Genomic DNA, 18,951 nt, shown 5'->3' with positions numbered 1-18,951 from the left:
GGGTCCTAACGGTCCGTTACGCGGGCAGGAGGTTGATCGGGTGGTCGTCGGTCGCCCAGAGGTACTGGACGGCGTAGGCGCGCCAGGGCCGCCAGTGCGCGGCGCGGGCGGTGAGCGCGGCCGGGGTGCCGGGCAGGCCGAGCCCTTCGGCGGCGCGGCGGACGCCGAGGTCGCCGGGGAGGAAGGCGTCGGGGTCGCCGAGGGCCCGCATGGTGATGATCTCGGTGGTCCAGGGGCCGAAGCCGGGCAGGGCGAGCAGCCGGGCGCGGGCCTCCTCGCGGTCGTCGGCGGGGCCGAGCGGCAGCGAGCCGTCGGCGAGGGCCCGGACGAGGGTGAGGAGGGTGGTGCGGCGGCTGCGCGGCAGGGCGAGGGTCTCGGGGTCGAGGGCGGCGAGCGCGTCGGGGCCGGGGAAGAGGTGGGTGAGTCCGCCCTCGGGGTCGTCGACGGGGACGCCGTGCGCGGTGACGAGGCGGGCGGCGTGGGTGCGGGCGGCGGCGGTGGAGACCTGCTGGCCGAGGACGGCCCGGACGGCGAACTCGGCGGGGTCGACGGTCCCGGGCACCCGGCGGCCGGGTGCCTTGTCGACGATCGGGGCGAGCAGCGGGTCGGCGCGGAGCCGTTCGTCGACGGCGACGGGGTCGGAGTCGAGGTCGAGGAGCCGGCGGCAGCGGCTGATCGCGTGGGTGAAGTCGCGCGGATCGGTCAGGGAGAGCCGGCAGGCGATGTGGCCGTCGCGGGGGGCGAGGGCGACGATGCCGTGTCCGTACGGGAGGCTCAGGGTCCGCCGGTAGGCGCCGTCGCGCCACTCCTCCACGCCGGGGACGGCGGTCGCGGCGAGGTGGCCGAAGAGGTTGGAGGGTTCCAGGGGGGCACGGAACGGCAGCCGGAGGTTGGTGACGCAGAGGGCGCCGGCCGGCTGGGCCGGTGGGCGGCGGGAGGCGCGGGCGCGGAGCTCGCCGGGGGTGACGGCGAAGACCTCGCGGACGGTGTCGTTGAAGGTGCGGATGGAGGAGAAGCCGGCGGCGAAGGCGATCTCGCCGAAGGGCATCGGCGTGGTCTCGATGAGCAGCCGGGCGGTCTGGGCGCGCTGGGCGCGGGCCAGGGCGAGCGGTCCGGCGCCCAGTTCGGCGAGGAGCTGGCGTTCGATCTGGCGGGTGGACCAGCCGAGCCGCCGGGCCAGGCCGGGGACGCCCTCGCGGTCGACGACACCGTCCTGGATGAGCCGTACGGCGCGGGCGACGGCGTCGGCCCGGACGTTCCACTCGGGCGAGCCGGGGGTGGTGTCGGGCCGGCAGCGCTTGCAGGCCCGGTAGCCGGCGCGCTGACAGGAGGCGGCGCTGGGGTGGAACTCCATGTTCTCGGGCTTGGGCGGGACGGCCGGGCAGCTGGGGCGGCAGTAGATCCGGGTGGTGCGGACGGCGGTGAAGAACACGCCGTCGAAGCGGGCCTCCTTCGACTGGACGGCCCGTACGCAGCGCTCGGTGTCGGTGTGCATGGTTCCAGGATCGGGGACGGACGGCGCACGGGCTGGCGAGAAAACGACATGGACGTCCGCCCCCGGTCGTCGCGTGGTCAGGCGGTGACGGTCCGGTAGTGGGTGGTAAGACGGCCGTCCTCGCCGAGGACGTGGAAGGCGAGGGCGGGCGGCAGGTCGAGGTGGACGTGCGGGTTCTCGCGGCCCGGGTGCTCCCAGGGCAGCCGGAGGGCGGAGACGACCCCGGGGGCGACGAGCAGCGGGCGCCCGGCGAAGGTCGTGGCGGCGGCCGTGTGGGCGTGGCCCGCGAGGAACGCCGTCAGGTGGGGGTGGCGGCCGGCGAGGGCGGCGAGCCGCTCCTCGCCGAACTGCCGGATCCCGTCCACGTACGGGGTGTGCAGCGGGACCGGCGGGTGGTGGAAGGCCACCAGGACGGGCACCTCGTGCGGGGTGGAGGCGAGGACGCCGTCGAGCCACTCCAGCGTCTCGTCCTCCAGGAGGCCCTGGTCCTCGCCCGGTACCGAGGAGTCGCAGAGGGCGATGACGAAGCCCTCGCCGCGGAGCACCTGGTTGACGGGGGCGTGTCCTCGTACCGGCGTCTCCTGCGCGAGGAGGCCCTTGCGGAAGGCGGCGCGGTCGTCGTGGTTGCCGGGACAGACGAGCAGCGGGTGGCGCGAGGTCAGCAGCTCCCGCGCCACCGCGTACTCGTCCGGGGTCCCGTGGTCGGCGACGTCCCCGGTGACGAGGACGGCCGCCAGGTCGTACGGCAGCTCCTCCAGGTAGCGCAGGACGGCGCGGGTGCGGTCCTGGCTGCGCCGCTCGCCGTCGATGTGGACGTCGCTGACGTGGGCGATGACGATCATGCGGAAGGGCCTCCGTGGGTGCGCGGGAACGGGCGTTCACGCGACCGTACGGTGATCACGAGGCGGCCGGGAAGGGCCGCTTCGGGACGGGTGGACCGCTCACGACCGGCCGTCTCCCGCGACCGCTCGTCCGGCGTCTACTCGAAGCGGGTGGTGTCGCCTGCGCCCCGGCGGACGATCTCGGGCTCGCCGCTGGAGAAGTCGACGACGGTGGTGGGTTCGGTGCCGCAGTCGCCGGAGTCGAGGACCGCGTCGACCTGGTGGTCGAGCCGCTCCTTGATCTCCCAGCCCTGGGTCAGCGGTTCGGCCTCGTCGGGCAGGAGCAGGGTGCTGGAGAGCAGCGGTTCGCCGAGTTCGGCGAGGAGCGCCTGGGTGACGACGTGGTCGGGGATGCGGACGCCGACGGTCTTCTTCTTGGGGTGGAGGAGCTGGCGCGGCACCTCCTTCGTCGCCGGGAGGATGAAGGTGTACGCGCCGGGCGTGGACGCCTTGACCGCGCGGAAGACGTCGTTGTCGATGTGCACGAGCTGGCCCAGCTGGGCGAAGTTCGCGCACATCAGCGTGAAGTGGTGCCGGTCGTCGAGGTCGCGGATGGAGCGGATGCGGCTGATGCCGTCGCGGCTGCCGAGCCGGGTGCCCAGCGCGTAGCAGGAGTCGGTCGGGTACGCGACGAGCGCCCCGTTCCGGATGGAGTCGGCCACCGCGCCGATGGTGCGGGGCTGGGGATTGTCGGGGTGCACGTCGAAGTACTTGGCCATGGGGGGCAGTCTATTTTCGCAGGCTCCGCCATACGGCCTTCGCCGCGTTGTGCCCGGACATGCCGTGCACGCCGGGACCGGGCGGGGTCGCGGAGGAGCAGAGGAAGACCGCCGGGTGCGGGGTGGCGTAGGGGCGCAGGGAGAGCGTGGGGCGCAGCAGGAGCTGGAGTCCCCGGGCGGCGCCGCAGGCGATGTCGCCGCCGACGTAGTTGGCGTTGCGCTCGGCGAGTTCGGCCGGGCCGGAGGTGGCGCGGGCGAGGACGCGGTCGCGGAAGCCGGGGGCGAAGCGCTCGATCTGACGCTCGATCGCCTCGGTGAGGTCGCCGCGCCAGCCGTTCGGGACGTGGCCGTACGCCCAGAAGACGTGCTTGCCCTCGGGGGCGCGGGAGGGGTCGACGAGGCTGGGCTGGGAGGTGATGAGGAAGGGCGCGTCGGGGGCGGTGCCGGAGGAGGCCTCGCGCAGGGCGGTGCCGATCTCGCCGGCGGTGGGGCCGACCTGGACGGTGCCGGCCCGGCGCGCCTCCTCGGCGGTCCAGGGCACGGGCCCGTCGAGCGCGTAGTCGATCTTGAAGACGGCGGCGCCGTACTTGTAGTGGTCGTAGTGCCCGCCGAAGCCGGCGATGCGGGCGAGGGCGGTGGGCGAGGTGTCGAAGACGTAGGCGCGGGCCGGCGGCAGGTCGTCGAGCCGCTTGACCTCGAAGTCGGTGTGGACGGCGCCGCCGAGGTCCTTCAGGTACGCGGCGAGGGCGTCGGAGATGGACTGCGAGCCGCCCCGGGGCATCGGCCAGCCGCCCGCGTGCGCGGCGAGCGCGAAGACCAGGCCGACGGCGCCGGTCGCGAACCCGCTGAGCGGGGCGATGACGTGGCCCACCAGTCCGGCGAGGAGCGCGCGGGCCTTCTCGTCCTGGAACCTTCGCATCAGCCATGTGGACGGCGGGAGTCCGGCGAGACCGAAACGGGCGAGGGTGACCGGATCGCGGGGCAGCGCGGTGAGCGGCAGCTGCATGAAGTCGCTCGCCAGGGTGTCCCACTTGCCGAGGAACGGGGCGACGAGCCTGCGGTACGTCCCGGCGTCACGGGGGCCGAAGGAGGCGGCGGTCTCGGCGACGGAGCGGGCGAGCACGGCGGCGGTGCCGTCGTCCCACGGATGGGCCATGGGCAGTTCGGGGTGGAGCCACTCCAGGCCGTACCGGTCGAGCGGCATCGTCTTGAAGACGGGCGAGCCGGCGCCGAGCGGGTGCACGGCGGAGCACGGGTCGTGACGGAAGCCGGGGAGCGTGAGCTCCTCGGTCCTGGCGCCGCCGCCGATGGTGGACTTGGCCTCGAAAACGGCCACGGAGAGGCCGCGCCGGGCCAGTTCGACGGCGGCCGTCAGTCCGTTGGGCCCCGCCCCCACGACGACGGCATCGAGCATCGACGTCTCGTTCGTCACCTTCGGACTCCTTCGTCAGCCGATGGCCAAGGATTCCAGGATAGGCGGGTGGCGGGACGCTCCTCACGCGCCCCCGAGGAGCGTCCTGATCCGTTCGGCGGTCGCCGCGTCCCGGGCCGTCGTGAACGGCAGCGCGTTCCCCCCGGCGATGCGGAACGGCTCCCCCGCGACCGTCGTGGTCGCGCCACCCGCCTCGGCGACCAGGAGCAGTCCTGCGGCGTGGTCCCAGGCGTACTCCCAGCTGAAGGCGGTGCCGTCCAGCGCCCCGCGCGCGATGGCGAGGTACTCCAGACCGGCCGAGCCGCAGGGGCGCGGACGGACACCGTCGACGGCGAGGCCGAGCAGGGCCCGCTTCTGGTCCGGGGTGGTGTAGTCGGGGTGCGAGGTGGCGACCTCGATGACGGCGCCGGGCGCCGGGGAACCGGACCGTATCGCCCGGCCGTTGAGCGTGGCGCCGCGGCCGCGCACGGCGACGGCGAACTCCTCCAGGGCGGGGGCGAAGGTCCAGGAGGCGAGGATCTCGCCGTGGTGGGCGAGGGCGACGAGGGTGCAGAAGGCGGGGTCGCCGTGGACGAACTGACGGGTGCCGTCGACCGGGTCCACGATCCACACGGGGGCGTCGCCGCGCAGCGCCTCGTACACGGCGGGATCGGCGTGGACGGCCTCCTCACCGACGACCACGGAACCGGGCAGCAGGGCGGTGAGGGACGCGGTGAGGTGGGCCTCGGCGGCCCGGTCGGCGACGGTGACCAGGTCGTGCGGCCCGTTCTTCTCGACGATGTCGTCGGCGGTGAGCTGCCGGAACCGCGGCATGATCTCGGCGGCGGCCGCCTTGCGGACGGCCTCCTCCACCTCGGTCGTACGGCCGCCGAGCACGTGTTCAAGGAAGTCTTCGATCATGCGCCCAGCTAAGCACGGGGCGCTGACAACCGGAATGCCGCACTTGTCACCCTCCGTTTCCCGGGGGAGTACCCTTTGGCCGAGTTCACCCCTTACACGCAGGGAGGGTTCCGTGCACGGCGCGTACCACGGCGAGTACAAGGTCCCCGGCGGAAAACTGGTGGTCGTCGACCTCGACACCGAGGACGGGGTCCTGCGGAACGTCCGGGTCGCGGGCGACTTCTTCCTGGAACCGGACGAGGCGATCCTCACGATCGACGGCGCCCTCGAAGGCGCGCCGGCCGACACGGACGCCCCGGGGCTCGCGGCGCGCATCGACGCGGCACTCCCGCCGGGCACGCACATGTTCGGCCTCACCACGGAGGGCGTCGGCATCGCGGTACGGCGCGCCCTCGCGCACGCCACGGACTGGACCGACTACGACTGGCAGCTGATCCACGAACCGCCGCAGTCCCCCGCGCTGCACATGGCGCTCGACGAGGTCCTGACCGCCGAGGTGGCGGCCGGCCGCCGCCCGCCGACCCTGCGGGTCTGGGAGTGGGGCGCGCCGGCGGTGGTGATCGGCAGCTTCCAGTCCCTGCGCAACGAGGTCGACCCGGAGGCGGCTCATCGGCACGGCATCCAGGTGGTGCGCCGGATCAGCGGCGGCGGGGCGATGTTCATCGAGCCCGGCAACACGATCACCTACTCGCTCTCCGTCCCCGACGCCCTGGTCCAGGGACTGTCCTTCACGGACAGCTACGCCTACCTCGACGACTGGGTGCTCGGCGCGCTCGGCGACATGGGGATCTGCGCCTGGTACCAGCCGCTCAACGACATCGCCACGGACGCGGGCAAGATCGCGGGAGCGGCGCAGAAGCGGCTCGTGGCGGGCGAGGGCGCGGTGCTGCACCACGTGACGATGGCGTACGACATCGACGCGGACAAGATGACGGAGGTACTGCGCATCGGCCGCGAGAAGCTCTCCGACAAGGGCACGAAGAGCGCGAAGAAGCGCGTGGACCCGCTCCGCCGCCAGACCGGTCTCCCGCGCGAGACGGTGATCGAGCGGATGATCGCCTCCTTCCGGAACCGCTACGGCCTTACGGAGGGGCGCGTCACGGAGGACGAACTGACCCGCGCGAAGCACCTGGCGGAGTCGAAGTTCGGCACACCGGAATGGACGTCCCGGGTGCCGTAGCCGCGTAGGCCCGCGCGGGGCGGGGCGGTGCCCCGCTGCCGAGTGGGCCCGTTGCCCACCGCCGTGTGGGCAATCGTCCCGCTGGGGCGGGACGGGTGGGCACACGGGACGGCGCCCTGTGCGGGCGCCTCCGCTCCCTGTGCCTGGACCCGCACCCATTGCTCGGTGCGCAACGGGTGCGGGTCCAGGCACGTAAGCCTCTGGCGCCGGCAAGGGCGCCGTCCGTTGTGCCCACCCTCCCCCAAGCTCTCGGCTTCGCTCGAGCAGGGGGGACCCCCATCGCCCCGGCGGAACGCCTGCCCACAACGGGGGGCGGCGCATCGGTCGCGTCGGGCCCGTGACCCCCTCGGCGTCGCCTCGTTGATGCCCACGCGGGCCCCGGCGGACGTGCGGAAACGTCTCCGCACAGCATCTGCACGGCCCGGTCACGGTTGTCGGCGGTGCGGAGGTCAGGTGCGACGGATGAGGAAGCTCTTGGTGGCGGTCGCTGGGGCGGTCATGGCCGTCTGTCCCCCCGGCATCGCGCCTCCCGCACACGCGGTCGTCGGCGGTCAGGAGGCGCGGCCCCATCAGTACCCCTTCATGGTGGGGCTCGTGGATCTGGACGAGCGGCGGGTCATGTGCGGCGGCGCGCTGGTCGGCGAGCGGTACGTGCTCACCGCCGCGCACTGTCTCACCGGCTCGTACAGCAGCACCGCGCGCGTGGGAGTGCTCCTCGGCGACCACGACCTGACCCGCGCGGACGACAGCCCGAACGCCGTGCTCGCGACACCGGCGGCCTTCCTCCCCCACCCCGGCTACGACCCGGCCACCCAGCGCGACGACATCGCGCTGATCCGGCTGGCCGCGCCGGTCGCGTTCAACCGCGACGTACGGCCGGTCGCCCTGCCTTCCCGGTACGCCCACGGCACCTTCGACCACACGCAGGTCGAGGCCCCCGGCTGGGGCACCACCTCCTTCGGGGGCCGCACCTCCGACGTCCTGCGGTCCGTGGTCCTCTCCACCATGAGCAGCCCGACGTGCGAGGCCCGGGGCATGTCCCAGGTCACCGCCGCCCAGCTGTGCACGTACGCGCCGGGGCGGGACACCTGCCAGTTCGACTCCGGCGGTCCCCTGGTTCACACGGTCGCGGGGACGCCGTACGTCGTCGGTCTGGTCTCGTACGGGAAGGGGTGCGCGACCGACACCCCCGCCGTGAACACCCGGGTCTGGTCCTACCTCAGCTGGATCGGGAGGACGGCCGGGAAGCTCCCCCGCGCCTCATGAGGACGGTGTACAGGAGGAGCGCGGCGACGAGGCCCACGGCCCAGCCGTAGTCCGCCAGCGGCTTGAGGAAGGGGATCAGTCCGTCCTCCGGGAACGGGCCGGTGCCCGGCGCCGAGTGCGAGCCGCCCACGGCGAGGACGCCGCCGACCACGAAGGCGAGGACGGCCGCCGGGTTCCAACCGCCCCGGTACCAGTAGGGGCCGTCTGCCCGGTAGAGGCCATCGAGGTCGAGGACGGTCCGGCGGACGAGCCAGTAGTCGGCGATGAGGATGCCCGCGACGGTGCCGAGGAGGCCGCCGACCAGACCGAGCCAGGTGAAGATGTACAGCTCGGGGGTGGCGGTGAGCTTCCACGGCATGATGACCACGCCGACGACGCCCGTGATCAGCGCGCCCGTACGGAAGTCGACGATCCTCGGTGCCAGGTTCGCCAGGTCGTACGCCGGTGAGACCACGTTCGCCGCGAGGTTCACCGAGAGGGTGGCGACGAGCACCGTCACCAGGGCGAACAACAGCCCGAAGACGTTGTCGGTCTTCGCCGCGAGCGCCACCGGGTCCCAGACGGGCGCCCCGTACACGGCCTGCGACCCGGAGGTGACGAGCACCGAGAGCAGCGCGAACAGGGTCATGGTGGTGGGGAGTCCGAGGCTCTGCCCCCACACCTGGGCGCGCTGACCCGCGCCGAAGCGCGTGAAGTCGGGGATGTTGAGGCTCAGGGTCGCCCAGAAGGCGATCATGCCCATGAGGGCGGGGAAGAACACGGCCCAGAAGTCGGCTCCCCAGCCCAGCTTCGACGGCTGGTCGAGGAGCGGACCGAGGCCGCCCGCCTCGACCGTGATCCAGACGAGCAGGGCGAGCGCGCCGACGATCACGAAGGGCGCGGCCCAGTTCTCGAAGCGGCGCAGGGCCTCCATCCCCCGGTAGATGATGGCGAGTTCGAGCGCCCAGAAGAGGACGAAGCAGAGCCACAGGGTCCACGGCTGGCCGCCGACCTTCGACGCCTCCGCCCAGCCGCCACCGAAGGCCTTGTCGAGCAGCACGAAGACGCCCTGGCCGCCGATCCAGGTCTGGATGCCGAACCAGGCGCAGGCGACGCCGGCCCGGACGAGGGCGGGCAGGTTCGCCCCGCGCAGTCCGAAGGAAGCACGGGCGAGGACGGGGAAGGGGATGCCGTACTTCGGCCCGGCGTGCCCGGTGAGCAGCATCGGGACGAGGACGACGACATTGGCCAGGGCGATGGTGAGGACGGCCTGCTTCCAGTCCATGCCGAGGGCGACGAGACCGGAGGCGAGCATCCAGGAGGGGATGTTGTGGGCCATGCCGACCCAGAGGGCGGCGAAGTTGTACGTGGTCCAGCGGCGCCCGGCCACGGGGACGGGCAGCAGGTCGTCGTTGACGAAGCGGGGGTCGGCGGGGGCCGTGCCGGGCGCGAGCTCGACACGGCCTTCGGCGACGGCGGGAACGCCGGGTCTGCCGGAGGGCGCGGTTGCGGTCATGGACGGAACCCTTCGTTCGGGGACGGAACGAGGCCGTGCGGGGCGTGGGGTTCTTGACCGTGCGGAGTCTTGTCCTGCGGGGCAGGGGCGTCAAGGGAGTCGGAAGGGCCGGTTAGCCCGTTCAGCGGGCTCCTTCGTCCGCCGAGGGTGTCCCGCCACCACACGCCGTGCGCCCGAACGACCCGCTGGCGGTGGCACGTTGGACGTGGCGGCCGTGCACGGCGAGGGTGCAGCTCGCCGTGCCGCCCTTCTCGCCGAGGGTTACCTGGACGATCGGAGCGGCGCCGGCGGGGACGCTCACCGTCTTCTTCCACGGAAGCGCCACGTTCGCGACCACGGCCGTCCCCTCGCCGCCCGACCCCCGGTAGGAGATGTCGGCGGTGCCCTCGCCGAGCACCTCGTACGTCACTTCGGCGGCGGCGACGGTCCGCGCGGATGCGTCCTGCGCGGAAGCGGCGGAGCTGTCGCGGGAATCGACGAGCCGGTACGTGGCGAACGCCCCGCAGACGAGGAGCAGTACGGCCCCGACGGCGATGCCCCGGCGGCGGCGCGAGACGGGCGAGACCTCGGGCCCCTCCACCTCCTCGGGCCCCTCCACCTCCTCAAGCCCTTCCCGCTCTGCCGGTTCTTCCAGTTGCTCCGTCGTGGACATGGCCGCACTTTCGGTCGAGGCGAATTCGGCCTGGGTTATACACCATCGGAATCCGTGAATGCCAGGCGAACGACAAGTCCGGCAAGGCGCGCGCACCTTCGCAACTCGACCCCTTGAAATGCCCTAATTGCGTGTGCACTTGACGGGCCGTCGGCTCCGTGATGAACAATCCCCCCGCCGTGACCCGATCACCTTCGGCAAGGCCGTTTCCCGCACGCGGGAGGTGGTCTGCTTTGGCATGCCCTGGGGCATGCGGGGCGACATCGGGTCCACCACGTCAAGGTAGGGATCTGAGTGAAAATGAAATACGGGCGGGCGATAGCCTGCCTCGTGGTTTCGGCCATTGCCGGAACCATGCTCCCACAAGTCGCTTATGCGGCACCAGTTTCGAGAGAAGACGACGAGGGTATTGTCGATGCCCTCTCTGGCTGGTTCTCCGACGGCGACGACCGGGCCGAGCCGGCCCGGCCGGCCGAACCGTCCACCGGCGGAACCCCGGTCCTTCCGAGCCGGGAGAAGCTGCCGAGGGGCAAGGCGGCGGCGAAGGCGAAGCGTGTCGCGGAGCTGACGGGGAAGCGGACGGCGAACGCCCGCTACTGGCAGTTGTCGGACGGGCGGGTGCAGGCCGAGGTGTCGGCGGTGCCGACCGGGTACCGGGCGGGCAGGTCCTGGAAGGACATCGACCCGACGGTCGTCCCGTCGGGCGCCGAGGGCTTCGCGTTCTCCAACACGACGAACGCGGCGTCCAGTTGGTTCGGCGCGGACGCGGAGCGGCTGCTGCGTTTCCAGGCCGCCGGGCACACGGTGACCCTGGGTCTGAAGGGTGCGGGGAAGCTCACGCCGGTCGCCGAGGGTGACACGGTCACGTACAAGGACGCGGTGTCGGGTGCGGATCTTTCGTACGTGGTCGGTCCGGGGCGGGTGAAGGAGAACATCGTCCTGGACGCGAAGCCGTCCGGTCCGGTGTCGTTCACGTTCACGCTGGATGCGGGCGGGCTGACGCCGAAGCAGAACAAGGACGGCTCGCTCTCCTTCTTCGGTGAGGGCGCGGATCCGGTCCTGGTGATCCCGGCGGCGTTCATGACGGACGCGAGGAAGGACGCGAAGGCCGCGTACGGTTCCGCGTACAGCGGGAACGTGACCCAGAAGCTGACGCGGGCGGGCAAGGGCTGGGACCTCACGGTCACGCCGGACGCGTCGTGGCTGGCGGCGCCCGGGCGGCAGTATCCGGTGACGATCGATCCGACGCTGTCGATCGCGCCGACGCCGACGACGGCGCAGGACGTGATGATCTCGTCGGACGGTGCGACGACGAACTACGACGACAACTGGCGTCTGTCGGTCGGCAACACCTCCACCGGTACGTCGCGTGCGCTGATCCGGTTCCCCGTCGGCAGTATTCCGGCGGGCACGAAGCTGGACTCGGCCGATCTGAAGCTGTACTTCGACCAGACGCACACCACGGGTGACTCCGAGGTGCAGCTGGAGGCGCACCGCGCGACGCAGGCGTGGACGGAGTCCGGGGCGACCTGGAGCAATGCCAGCGCCATCACCGGTGAGCTGTCGGGCACGGCGGTCGTGGTGGACAACGCCGAGGCGGGTCGTACGGCGGCGGTGGGTGCGTGGCCGGCGTCGGGGAACACGGCGTATACGCAGTACGCGGTGAACCAGACGTACATGTACAACAAGGATGCGGTCGCGGGTGACTCGTACACCTGGCAGCCGAGTCTTCCCGAGGACGGCGTCTACCAGGTCGAGACGCATAACGTTCCGGCCTCGGATCGTGCGACGAACGCGCCGTTCACCGTCACCTACGACGGTGGGACGAAGCAGTACCTCGTCGACCAGCAGGCCGGTACGGCCGGTGTGTGGAAGACGCTGGGCTCGCATCCGTTCAAGGCGGGCACGCTCGGGAAGATCGTCCTGGGTGACGGGCCCGCGTCGGCGACGACTTCGGTGATCGCGGACGCGGTGCGGTTCACCAGGGGCGGTGTGGTCACCAAGCAGCCCGGTGAGCTGAACACCTGGCACTCCTTCCCCGTCACCAAGACGGTGCAGTCGTGGATCGACGGCACGAACGTCAACAACGGTTTCGTGATCAAGGCCGGTGACGAGTCCGCCAACGGCCCCAAGGGCGGACCCCGTTACGAGGGCAGCGAGTTCGGGTACGGCGGCGAGACCGCCAACTACCCGCGTCTGGTGCTGACGTTCGGCCGTCAGGGCGTCGACCTCGCCGCCCCGACGACCATCCACGACACCGGCGCGGAGCTGTCCTGGTCCGCGTACCAGGACAAGGACCCGGTCGCCACCGGCGACGACCTCGTCGAGTACCAGGTCCACCGCTCCGTCAGCCAGACCTTCACGCCTTCGGCCGCCACGCTCGTCGCGCCGGTCGCGCCGGGTACGACGTCGTACACGGACACCTCGGCGACGCCGACGAAGGCGGACGACGCCGACCCGTTCGGCCGGGCGTACTACTACATGGTCGCGGTCAAGACGAAGGACGGGCAGGTCGTCGCCGCCCCCACCCAGCTCGTCCGCCTGCCCAAGGCCGGCCGCACGACGAAGGTGTTCACCGCGACCCAGGACACCACCCTGTCCTCGGCCCAGACGACGCTTCCGCACGACACGATCGACGACAGCGGCGCGAAGAACTGGCTGAGCGTCGGCAACAACTCCGCCACCTACGGCGACACCCGCGCCCTGCTGAAGTTCCCGGCCCTCGGCATCCCCGCCACCGCCCGGGTCCTGGACGCCAACGTGCGCCTGTGGTCCACGCAGACCGCCCAGGACACCACCGGCGCGCTCTACGAACTCCGCCCGCTGAACCGTGACTTCGACGAGGCCACGGCGACCTGGGTCAAGGCCGACGCGGCCACGAACTGGACGACGGCCGGCGGTGACTTCGGCGCCTCCGTCGCCGACACCGGCGCGATGACGAACGACCCGGCCCGTCACGACTGGAACGTCACCTCGCTGGCACAGTCCTGGGTGAGCACCCCGGCCTCCCAGAAGGGCGTCGTCCTGAAGATGGCCGACGAGGCCGCCTCGCAGGAGCGCACCCTGTTCCTGTCGTCCGAGGGCACCGAACCGCGGCTCGCGCCCAGGATCGTGGTCACCTATGTCGACTCCACGACGGAGTCGACGTACTACGCGCCGCAGACCCCGGCGCGCATGACGCCGAACAGTGACTACACGGTCGACTTCACCCTGACGAACACCACCGCCTCCTCCTGGACGTCGGCGGACAACGTCCTGACCTACAAGTGGGCGCTGCCCGACGGTTCGGACGTCACCACCGGCGGCAACCAGGTCCAGACGGCGCTGCCGACGAACGTCGCCCCGGGCGGCTCGGTCAGCCTGCAGGCGCAGGTGAAGACGCCGATCAACTCGGACAACGGCAACAAGCGCACCGACTACGTGCTGACCTGGGACGTCTACAACAAGACGACCGGCACCTGGACCTCGGGCACCTCCGGCATCCCCGGCCTGAGCCAGAACATCGCGGTGGAGGACCCCACCTCCAACCAGCTCGGCATGGAGAAGTTCTACGTCTACACAGGCAAGAACACCGGTGCCGGCTCGACCCTGATGAACAACCTGGCGTCGGGCAACACCGTCTGGCAGTACAACGCGTTCACCAACCCCGGCCGTGGTGTCACGACCTTCGCCCGGTTCGCGTACAACAGCCAGGACACGTCCGACACCGTCTCCGGCTCCGGCTGGTCGTTCCAGGCCTCGGGCCCGATCCGGCTGGGCGCGCCGCTGGAGTTCCACCCCAAGCCGCATCCGACGGAGATCCGTCTCCCGGACGGTGACGGTACGACCCACGTCTTCCGTGAGCAGCCGGACGGTTCGTGGAAGGCCCCCGCGGGTGTCCACTACAAGCTGGCCGCCAAGCCCGGTCTGGACTGCACCCCGCTGAAGGACCCGGTCCCGGACGCCTGGACGATGACGCGTCCGGACGGCACCCGCTTCGTGTTCGGCTGCGACGGCTACATGACGTCGATGGTCGAGAAGAACGGGAACACCCAGACGTACACCTACGAGGAACGGAAGTCGAACAACAAGCCGACCAAGTTCCTCAAGTACGTCACCGACCCCGCCGGCCGGCAGTCGCTGACCGTCGACTACTACTCCAAGGCCGACGGCAACAACCCGAAGATCATCGACCACATCAAGTCGATGACCGACATCTCGGGCCGCAAGGTCGCCTTCGAGTACTCCGACAAGGGCCTGCTCACCAAGATCACCGACGGCGTGGGCTCGACCCAGCCGAAGGTGTTCGGCTTCGAGTACGACGCCACCCAGGGCAACAAGAACGTCAAGCTCGTCAAGGCGACCGACCCCCGGGGCAACGCCAGCTCCCTGGCGTACAACTACCCGCAGACCGGGGACGACCCGAAGTACCACTGGTGGACCAAGTCGATCACCGACCGGCTCCAGGGCACCACGGGCTTCATCTACGCGGTGGACGGGTCCAACCCCAAGTTCACGGCCACCAGGGTCACCGACGCCGAGTCGCGCGCCTCCGACTACGTGACCGACGACTTCGGCCGGGCCGTGCTGTCGACGAACGCCAAGTCGCAGTCGATGAAGCTCGCGTGGGACGCGGACAACAACGTCACGTACACGGAGGAGAGCAACGGCGCCAAGACCGCGTACTGCTACGACCAGAAGACGGGCTACCCGCTCTGGAAGCGCGACGCGGAGAACAACAAGGCGGGCGTGCCGGCGCAGAGCGAGTGCGCCCCGGGCGTCTACCCGGCGAACTCCACGCAGTACGTGTACCAGACGCGTGCCGACGGCTACTCGGCCGACATCTTCACCAAGTCCTCCCCGGAGGGCCGGAAGTGGCAGTTCGGCTACGACACCTTCGGCAACCTGAAGACGGTCACCGACCCGAAGGGCGTCGCGACCGCGACGGCGGGTGACTACACCACGTCGTACGAGTACGACGCGTACGGGCAGCTGGTCCGGGCGGTCGACGCCAACGGCAACGCGGACACGAACAGCGGCTTCGGGCCCACGGGCTTCCCGACGACGATGACGGACGCGCTGAACAACGCGTCGACGTTCGTCTACGACGAGCGCGGCAAGGTCACGCAGGTCACGGACGCGCTGGGCAAGAAGATCACGCAGACGTACGACGTCTACGGCCGCCCGCTGGTCAAGACCGAGCCCAAGGACCAGGCCGCCGGTGACCTCATCACCGCCCCGGCCCCGGTCTACGACGCCAACGACAACGTCACCACGTCGACGGCGCCCAACGGCGCGGTGTCCACGGCGGTGTACGACGCGGCCGACCAGATCACCTCGGCGACCGAGCCGAAGTACACGCCGACGTCGGACGAGCGGCGGACGACGTACACCTACGACAAGGTCGGCAACCTCAGGACGACGACCGAGCCGAAGGGCACGCTGACCACGGCGGACGCGACGGACTTCGTCACGACCAACTACTACAACGAGATCTACCAGCTGACCTCCATCGCCGACGCGAACGGCAACAAGGTCAGTTACGAGTACGACGGCGTCGGCAACACCGTCAAGGTCATCGACCCGAAGAAGAACGCCACGGCCGACACGACCGACTACACCAGCCTGTCGGCCTACGACCTGAACCACCGGGCCACCTCGGTCACGGACGCCGCCGGCAAGACCACGAGGAAGGCGTACGACAAGGACAACCTGGTCGTCTCGACGACGGACGCCGAGAACAACACCACGCTGATCAGCTACGACGAGCGCGGCAAGCAGACCGAGGTCAAGGTCCCGCGCAGCGGCACCTCGCCGATCGTCTACCGCACGACCCGGTACGAGTACGACCAGGTCGGCAACGCCACCAAGGTGATCAGTCCGCGTGCCGTCGAGGCGGGCACGACCACGGCGTTCACCTCGCGTACCGAGTTCGACGCGCTGAACCGGCCGAAGCGCCAGTACCAGCCGTACGACCCGGCGGACCCGCGCCACAACAAGGCGGACGTCTACACCGAGACCGAGTACGACGCCGTCGGCCGGGTGTCGAAGACCTCGATGCCGCCCTCGGAGGGGCAGACGGTCCGCAACGTCGCGAAGACCGACTACTTCGACAACGGCTGGACGAAGAGCTCCACGGACCCGTGGGACATCTCCACCACCTACGACTACAACGCCCTCGGTCAGCAGACGGCCAGGACCCTGACGTCGGCGGGCGGTTCGTCCAACCGCACGATGACGTGGTCGTTCTACCCGGACGGCAAGGTCAAGTCCCGTTCCGACGACGGTGTTCCGGTCGGAAAGTCGGTCGTCCTGCTGGACAACTCCGACACCCAGGCCGTGTCCACCACGGGCACCTGGGCCACCGGGAACCTCACCGGACAGCAGGGCTACGACCACCGCACCCACGCGGCCGGCGCGGGCACGGACGCCTTCACGTGGTCCCTCGACGTCCCCAAGGACGGCACGTACACCGCGTACGTGAAGTACCCGAAGGTGACCGGGGCGGCCACGACCGCGAAGTACACCCTCACCCACGGCACGACCACCGAACCGGCGGTCACCAAGGACCAGAACGCCGGCACCGGCGCCTGGGTCGCCCTCGGCACCTACGCGCTCAAGCAGGCCGATGCCACCACGCTGAAGCTGGACCAGAACAGCGGCGGTGTCGTGGTCGCGGACGGGGTCAAGCTCGTCCGTGACAACGCGGCGGAGACCGACAACGAGAAGCGGACCTTCACCTACTCCTACGACGTCAACGGCAACCTGACGACGATCGGCGACACCTCGCCGGGGTCGAAGGTCGATGCCTACGCCATCACCTACACGGGCCTCAACCAGGTCCAGAAGGTGACGGAGTCGCTGTCCGGCGTGGAGAAGAAGGCGACGTCGTACACGTACGACGCCAACGGACAGTCGGATTCGGTCACCCACCCCAGCCAGTACTCCAAGTACACCTACGACCTGCGCGAGAAGGTCAAGTCGGTGTCCGTCGGCAAGTCCGCCACGGACGCCGACCCCAAGGTCACCTCGTACACGTACACCGACCGCGGCCAGAAGCTGAAGGAGACCAAGGACAACGGCAACACCGTCGACTACGCCTACTACCTCGACGCCGCGCTGAAGTCGACGACGGAGAAGAAGGCGGACGGCACCACGCTGGTCGCCTCCCACACCTACGCGTACGACGCCAACGGCAACAAGTCGCAGGACGTCGCGAAGAAGATGAACGCCGACAACCGCGCGGCGTACCTCGACTCCACGACCGACCTCACCTACGACCCGGCCGACCGGCTCACCAAGTCGGTCAAGACGGGCAACGGCGCCGGCACGGAGACGTACCTCCACGACGACAACGCCAACGTCGTCAGCCAGACCGTCAGGGGCGCGACCACCACGTTCCAGTACGACCGGAACAGGCTGCTGAGCACGTCGACGGCGGGCGTGGGCGCGAGCTACACCTACGACCCGTTCGGCCGCCAGCAGTCGGTGAGCTCCGGCGGCAAGGTCATCGAGCGGAGCGTGTACGACGGCTTCGACCACGTCGTGGAGTCCCAGAAGCTGGACGCCGGCGGCGCGATGAAGTCGACGACGTACACCTTCGACCCGCTGGACCGCACCGCCTCGAAGACGGCGGACGGCAAGACCACCGACTTCGAGTACCTCGGCCTGTCCGGCGAGGTACTCGACGAGAAGGTCGCCGGCGCGCTGACGAAGTCGTTCCAGTACAGCCCGTGGGGCGAGCGTCTCTCGCAGACCAAGCACAACACGGACGGCACGACGGAGGACGGCTACTACGGCTACAACAGCCACACCGACGTCGAGACCGTCACCGACAAGAACGGCGACACCAAGGCCACCTACGGCTACACCGCCTACGGCAACAACGACGCCACCGAGTTCACCGGCATCGACAAGCCCGAGGCCGGCCAGCCGGACAAGGAGGAGTACAACCCCTACCGGTACAACGCCAAGCGCTGGGACGCCCAGTCCGGCACGTACGACATGGGCTTCCGCGACTACAACCCGGGGCTCAACCGCTTCACCACCCGGGACATGTACAACGGCGCCCTCGCCGACATGAAGCTCGGCGTGGATCCGTACACCAGTAACCGGTACGCCTTCGGAGGCGGCAACCCCACCAGCCTCGTCGAGCTGGACGGCCACTTCCTCTTCGCGATCCCGGCCATCTACTGGGCGGGGGCCGCACTCGTCACCGCCCTGTACGCGGCGACGCCGCAGGGCCAGCAGAACCTGGCGGACGCGGGCACGGCCCTGGGCAGCATGCTGATGCCGTCCGCGGACGACACCGATTCCGGCGACTCGGCCGACAACGAACCGCGCCCGGGTCCCACCCCGTCGCCGTCGCCGGGCCCCCAGCCCCGGCCCGCGCCGCGGACCACGGACACCAACAACCCGACGTGCGACCCGATGCCGCTGATCGACGGCGGACGGGTCTACGGCGGCCTGGAGGAGTACACCGACCACCAGGGCAACAAGGGCTGCCGGGCGACCGGAGCCTGGGCCTATCTCGACCAGAGTGACCGCAGGTCGCGCACCGGGGCGGGCGGTCTGCCGAAGTGCCCCGAATGCGAACCGTCCGTCCAGCCGGACGGAATGGGAGAAATTGCGGCAGGAGGCGGAAAGCCGCAGGCCGGCCACCTGATAGGTTACTGGGGCGGTGGCACCGGCCAGGACGTCCGGAACCTCGTCGCTCTGCACGGCAGGGCGAATGCGAGGATGGCCAGCAAGGTGGAGTCCTTCGGGTGGAAGCACTTGACCGGTGACAACAAACTGATCATGTCGGTCGTGCCCATCTACGGGGATCCGCATTCGGCCGTTCCTACGCTCGTCCAGGTGGGAATGACCGCGTACGGACCCCAGGGAGACATCGTGGACACGTTCTCGTGCACGGCGATCAACTCCCAGAGCGGCATCGGTTCGACGTGCTAG

Annotated in this window: 10 protein-coding genes; 3 read left to right on the top strand and 7 right to left on the bottom strand. The window is 70.5% G+C overall.

Features of this window, described 5'->3' with window-relative positions; genetic code table 11:
• Positions 1-16: 16 nt before the first annotated feature.
• The 5 genes from ACN9MM_RS31370 to ACN9MM_RS31350 form a co-directional block, all read right to left on the bottom strand.
• Positions 17-1,495: an AlkA N-terminal domain-containing protein gene (locus ACN9MM_RS31370; protein ID WP_426367090.1), complete on the bottom strand. Its 1,479-nt coding sequence runs from the start codon at positions 1,493-1,495 to the stop codon at positions 17-19.
• A 77-nt stretch (positions 1,496-1,572) separates the two neighbouring features.
• Positions 1,573-2,337 (bottom strand): metallophosphoesterase, encoded by a 765-nt coding sequence (locus ACN9MM_RS31365; protein WP_426367089.1) that lies wholly within the window; start codon positions 2,335-2,337, stop codon positions 1,573-1,575.
• Between the two features lie 137 nt (positions 2,338-2,474).
• A complete protein-coding gene (locus tag ACN9MM_RS31360; protein ID WP_352022011.1) occupies positions 2,475-3,095 on the bottom strand; it encodes an L-threonylcarbamoyladenylate synthase in 621 nt (206 codons plus the stop codon).
• A 10-nt stretch (positions 3,096-3,105) separates the two neighbouring features.
• Positions 3,106-4,509, bottom strand: a complete 1,404-nt coding sequence (locus ACN9MM_RS31355) for a phytoene desaturase family protein (RefSeq protein WP_426368868.1) — start codon at positions 4,507-4,509, stop codon at positions 3,106-3,108.
• 81 nt (positions 4,510-4,590) lie between these two features.
• Positions 4,591-5,427 (bottom strand): inositol monophosphatase family protein, encoded by an 837-nt coding sequence (locus tag ACN9MM_RS31350; RefSeq protein WP_426367087.1) that lies wholly within the window; start codon positions 5,425-5,427, stop codon positions 4,591-4,593.
• Between the two features lie 112 nt (positions 5,428-5,539).
• Between ACN9MM_RS31350 and ACN9MM_RS31345 the strand changes: the two genes are divergently transcribed.
• Both ACN9MM_RS31345 and ACN9MM_RS31340 read left to right on the top strand, forming a co-directional pair.
• Complete coding sequence (locus tag ACN9MM_RS31345) at positions 5,540-6,607, top strand: lipoate--protein ligase family protein (protein ID WP_426367086.1); 1,068 nt, start codon at positions 5,540-5,542, stop codon at positions 6,605-6,607.
• A gap of 462 nt (positions 6,608-7,069) precedes the next feature.
• Positions 7,070-7,873, top strand: a complete 804-nt coding sequence (locus ACN9MM_RS31340; protein ID WP_426367085.1) for a serine protease — start codon at positions 7,070-7,072, stop codon at positions 7,871-7,873.
• On the opposite strand, the gene ACN9MM_RS31335 is transcribed toward ACN9MM_RS31340, so the two are convergent.
• Together ACN9MM_RS31335 and ACN9MM_RS31330 are read right to left on the bottom strand one after the other, a co-directional pair.
• Positions 7,827-9,368, bottom strand: coding sequence for an NCS1 family nucleobase:cation symporter-1 (locus ACN9MM_RS31335; protein ID WP_426367084.1), 1,542 nt, complete (start codon positions 9,366-9,368; stop codon positions 7,827-7,829). The genes ACN9MM_RS31340 and ACN9MM_RS31335 overlap by 47 nt on opposite strands.
• Positions 9,369-9,489: 121 nt before the next feature.
• Complete coding sequence (locus tag ACN9MM_RS31330) at positions 9,490-10,020, bottom strand: MmpS family transport accessory protein (protein WP_426367083.1); 531 nt, start codon at positions 10,018-10,020, stop codon at positions 9,490-9,492.
• A 354-nt stretch (positions 10,021-10,374) separates the two neighbouring features.
• On the opposite strand from ACN9MM_RS31330, the gene ACN9MM_RS31325 reads away from it, so the two are divergent.
• The gene (locus tag ACN9MM_RS31325) at positions 10,375-18,951 is read left to right on the top strand and encodes a DNRLRE domain-containing protein (protein ID WP_426367081.1); all 8,577 of its coding nucleotides are present in this window, start codon (positions 10,375-10,377) and stop codon (positions 18,949-18,951) included.

Origin of the sequence: Streptomyces sp. E-08 (genome assembly GCF_049913095.1) — a bacterium.
Taxonomy (GTDB): Bacteria; Actinomycetota; Actinomycetes; order Streptomycetales; family Streptomycetaceae; genus Streptomyces.
This window is presented reverse-complemented; position numbering and strand designations above follow the sequence as displayed.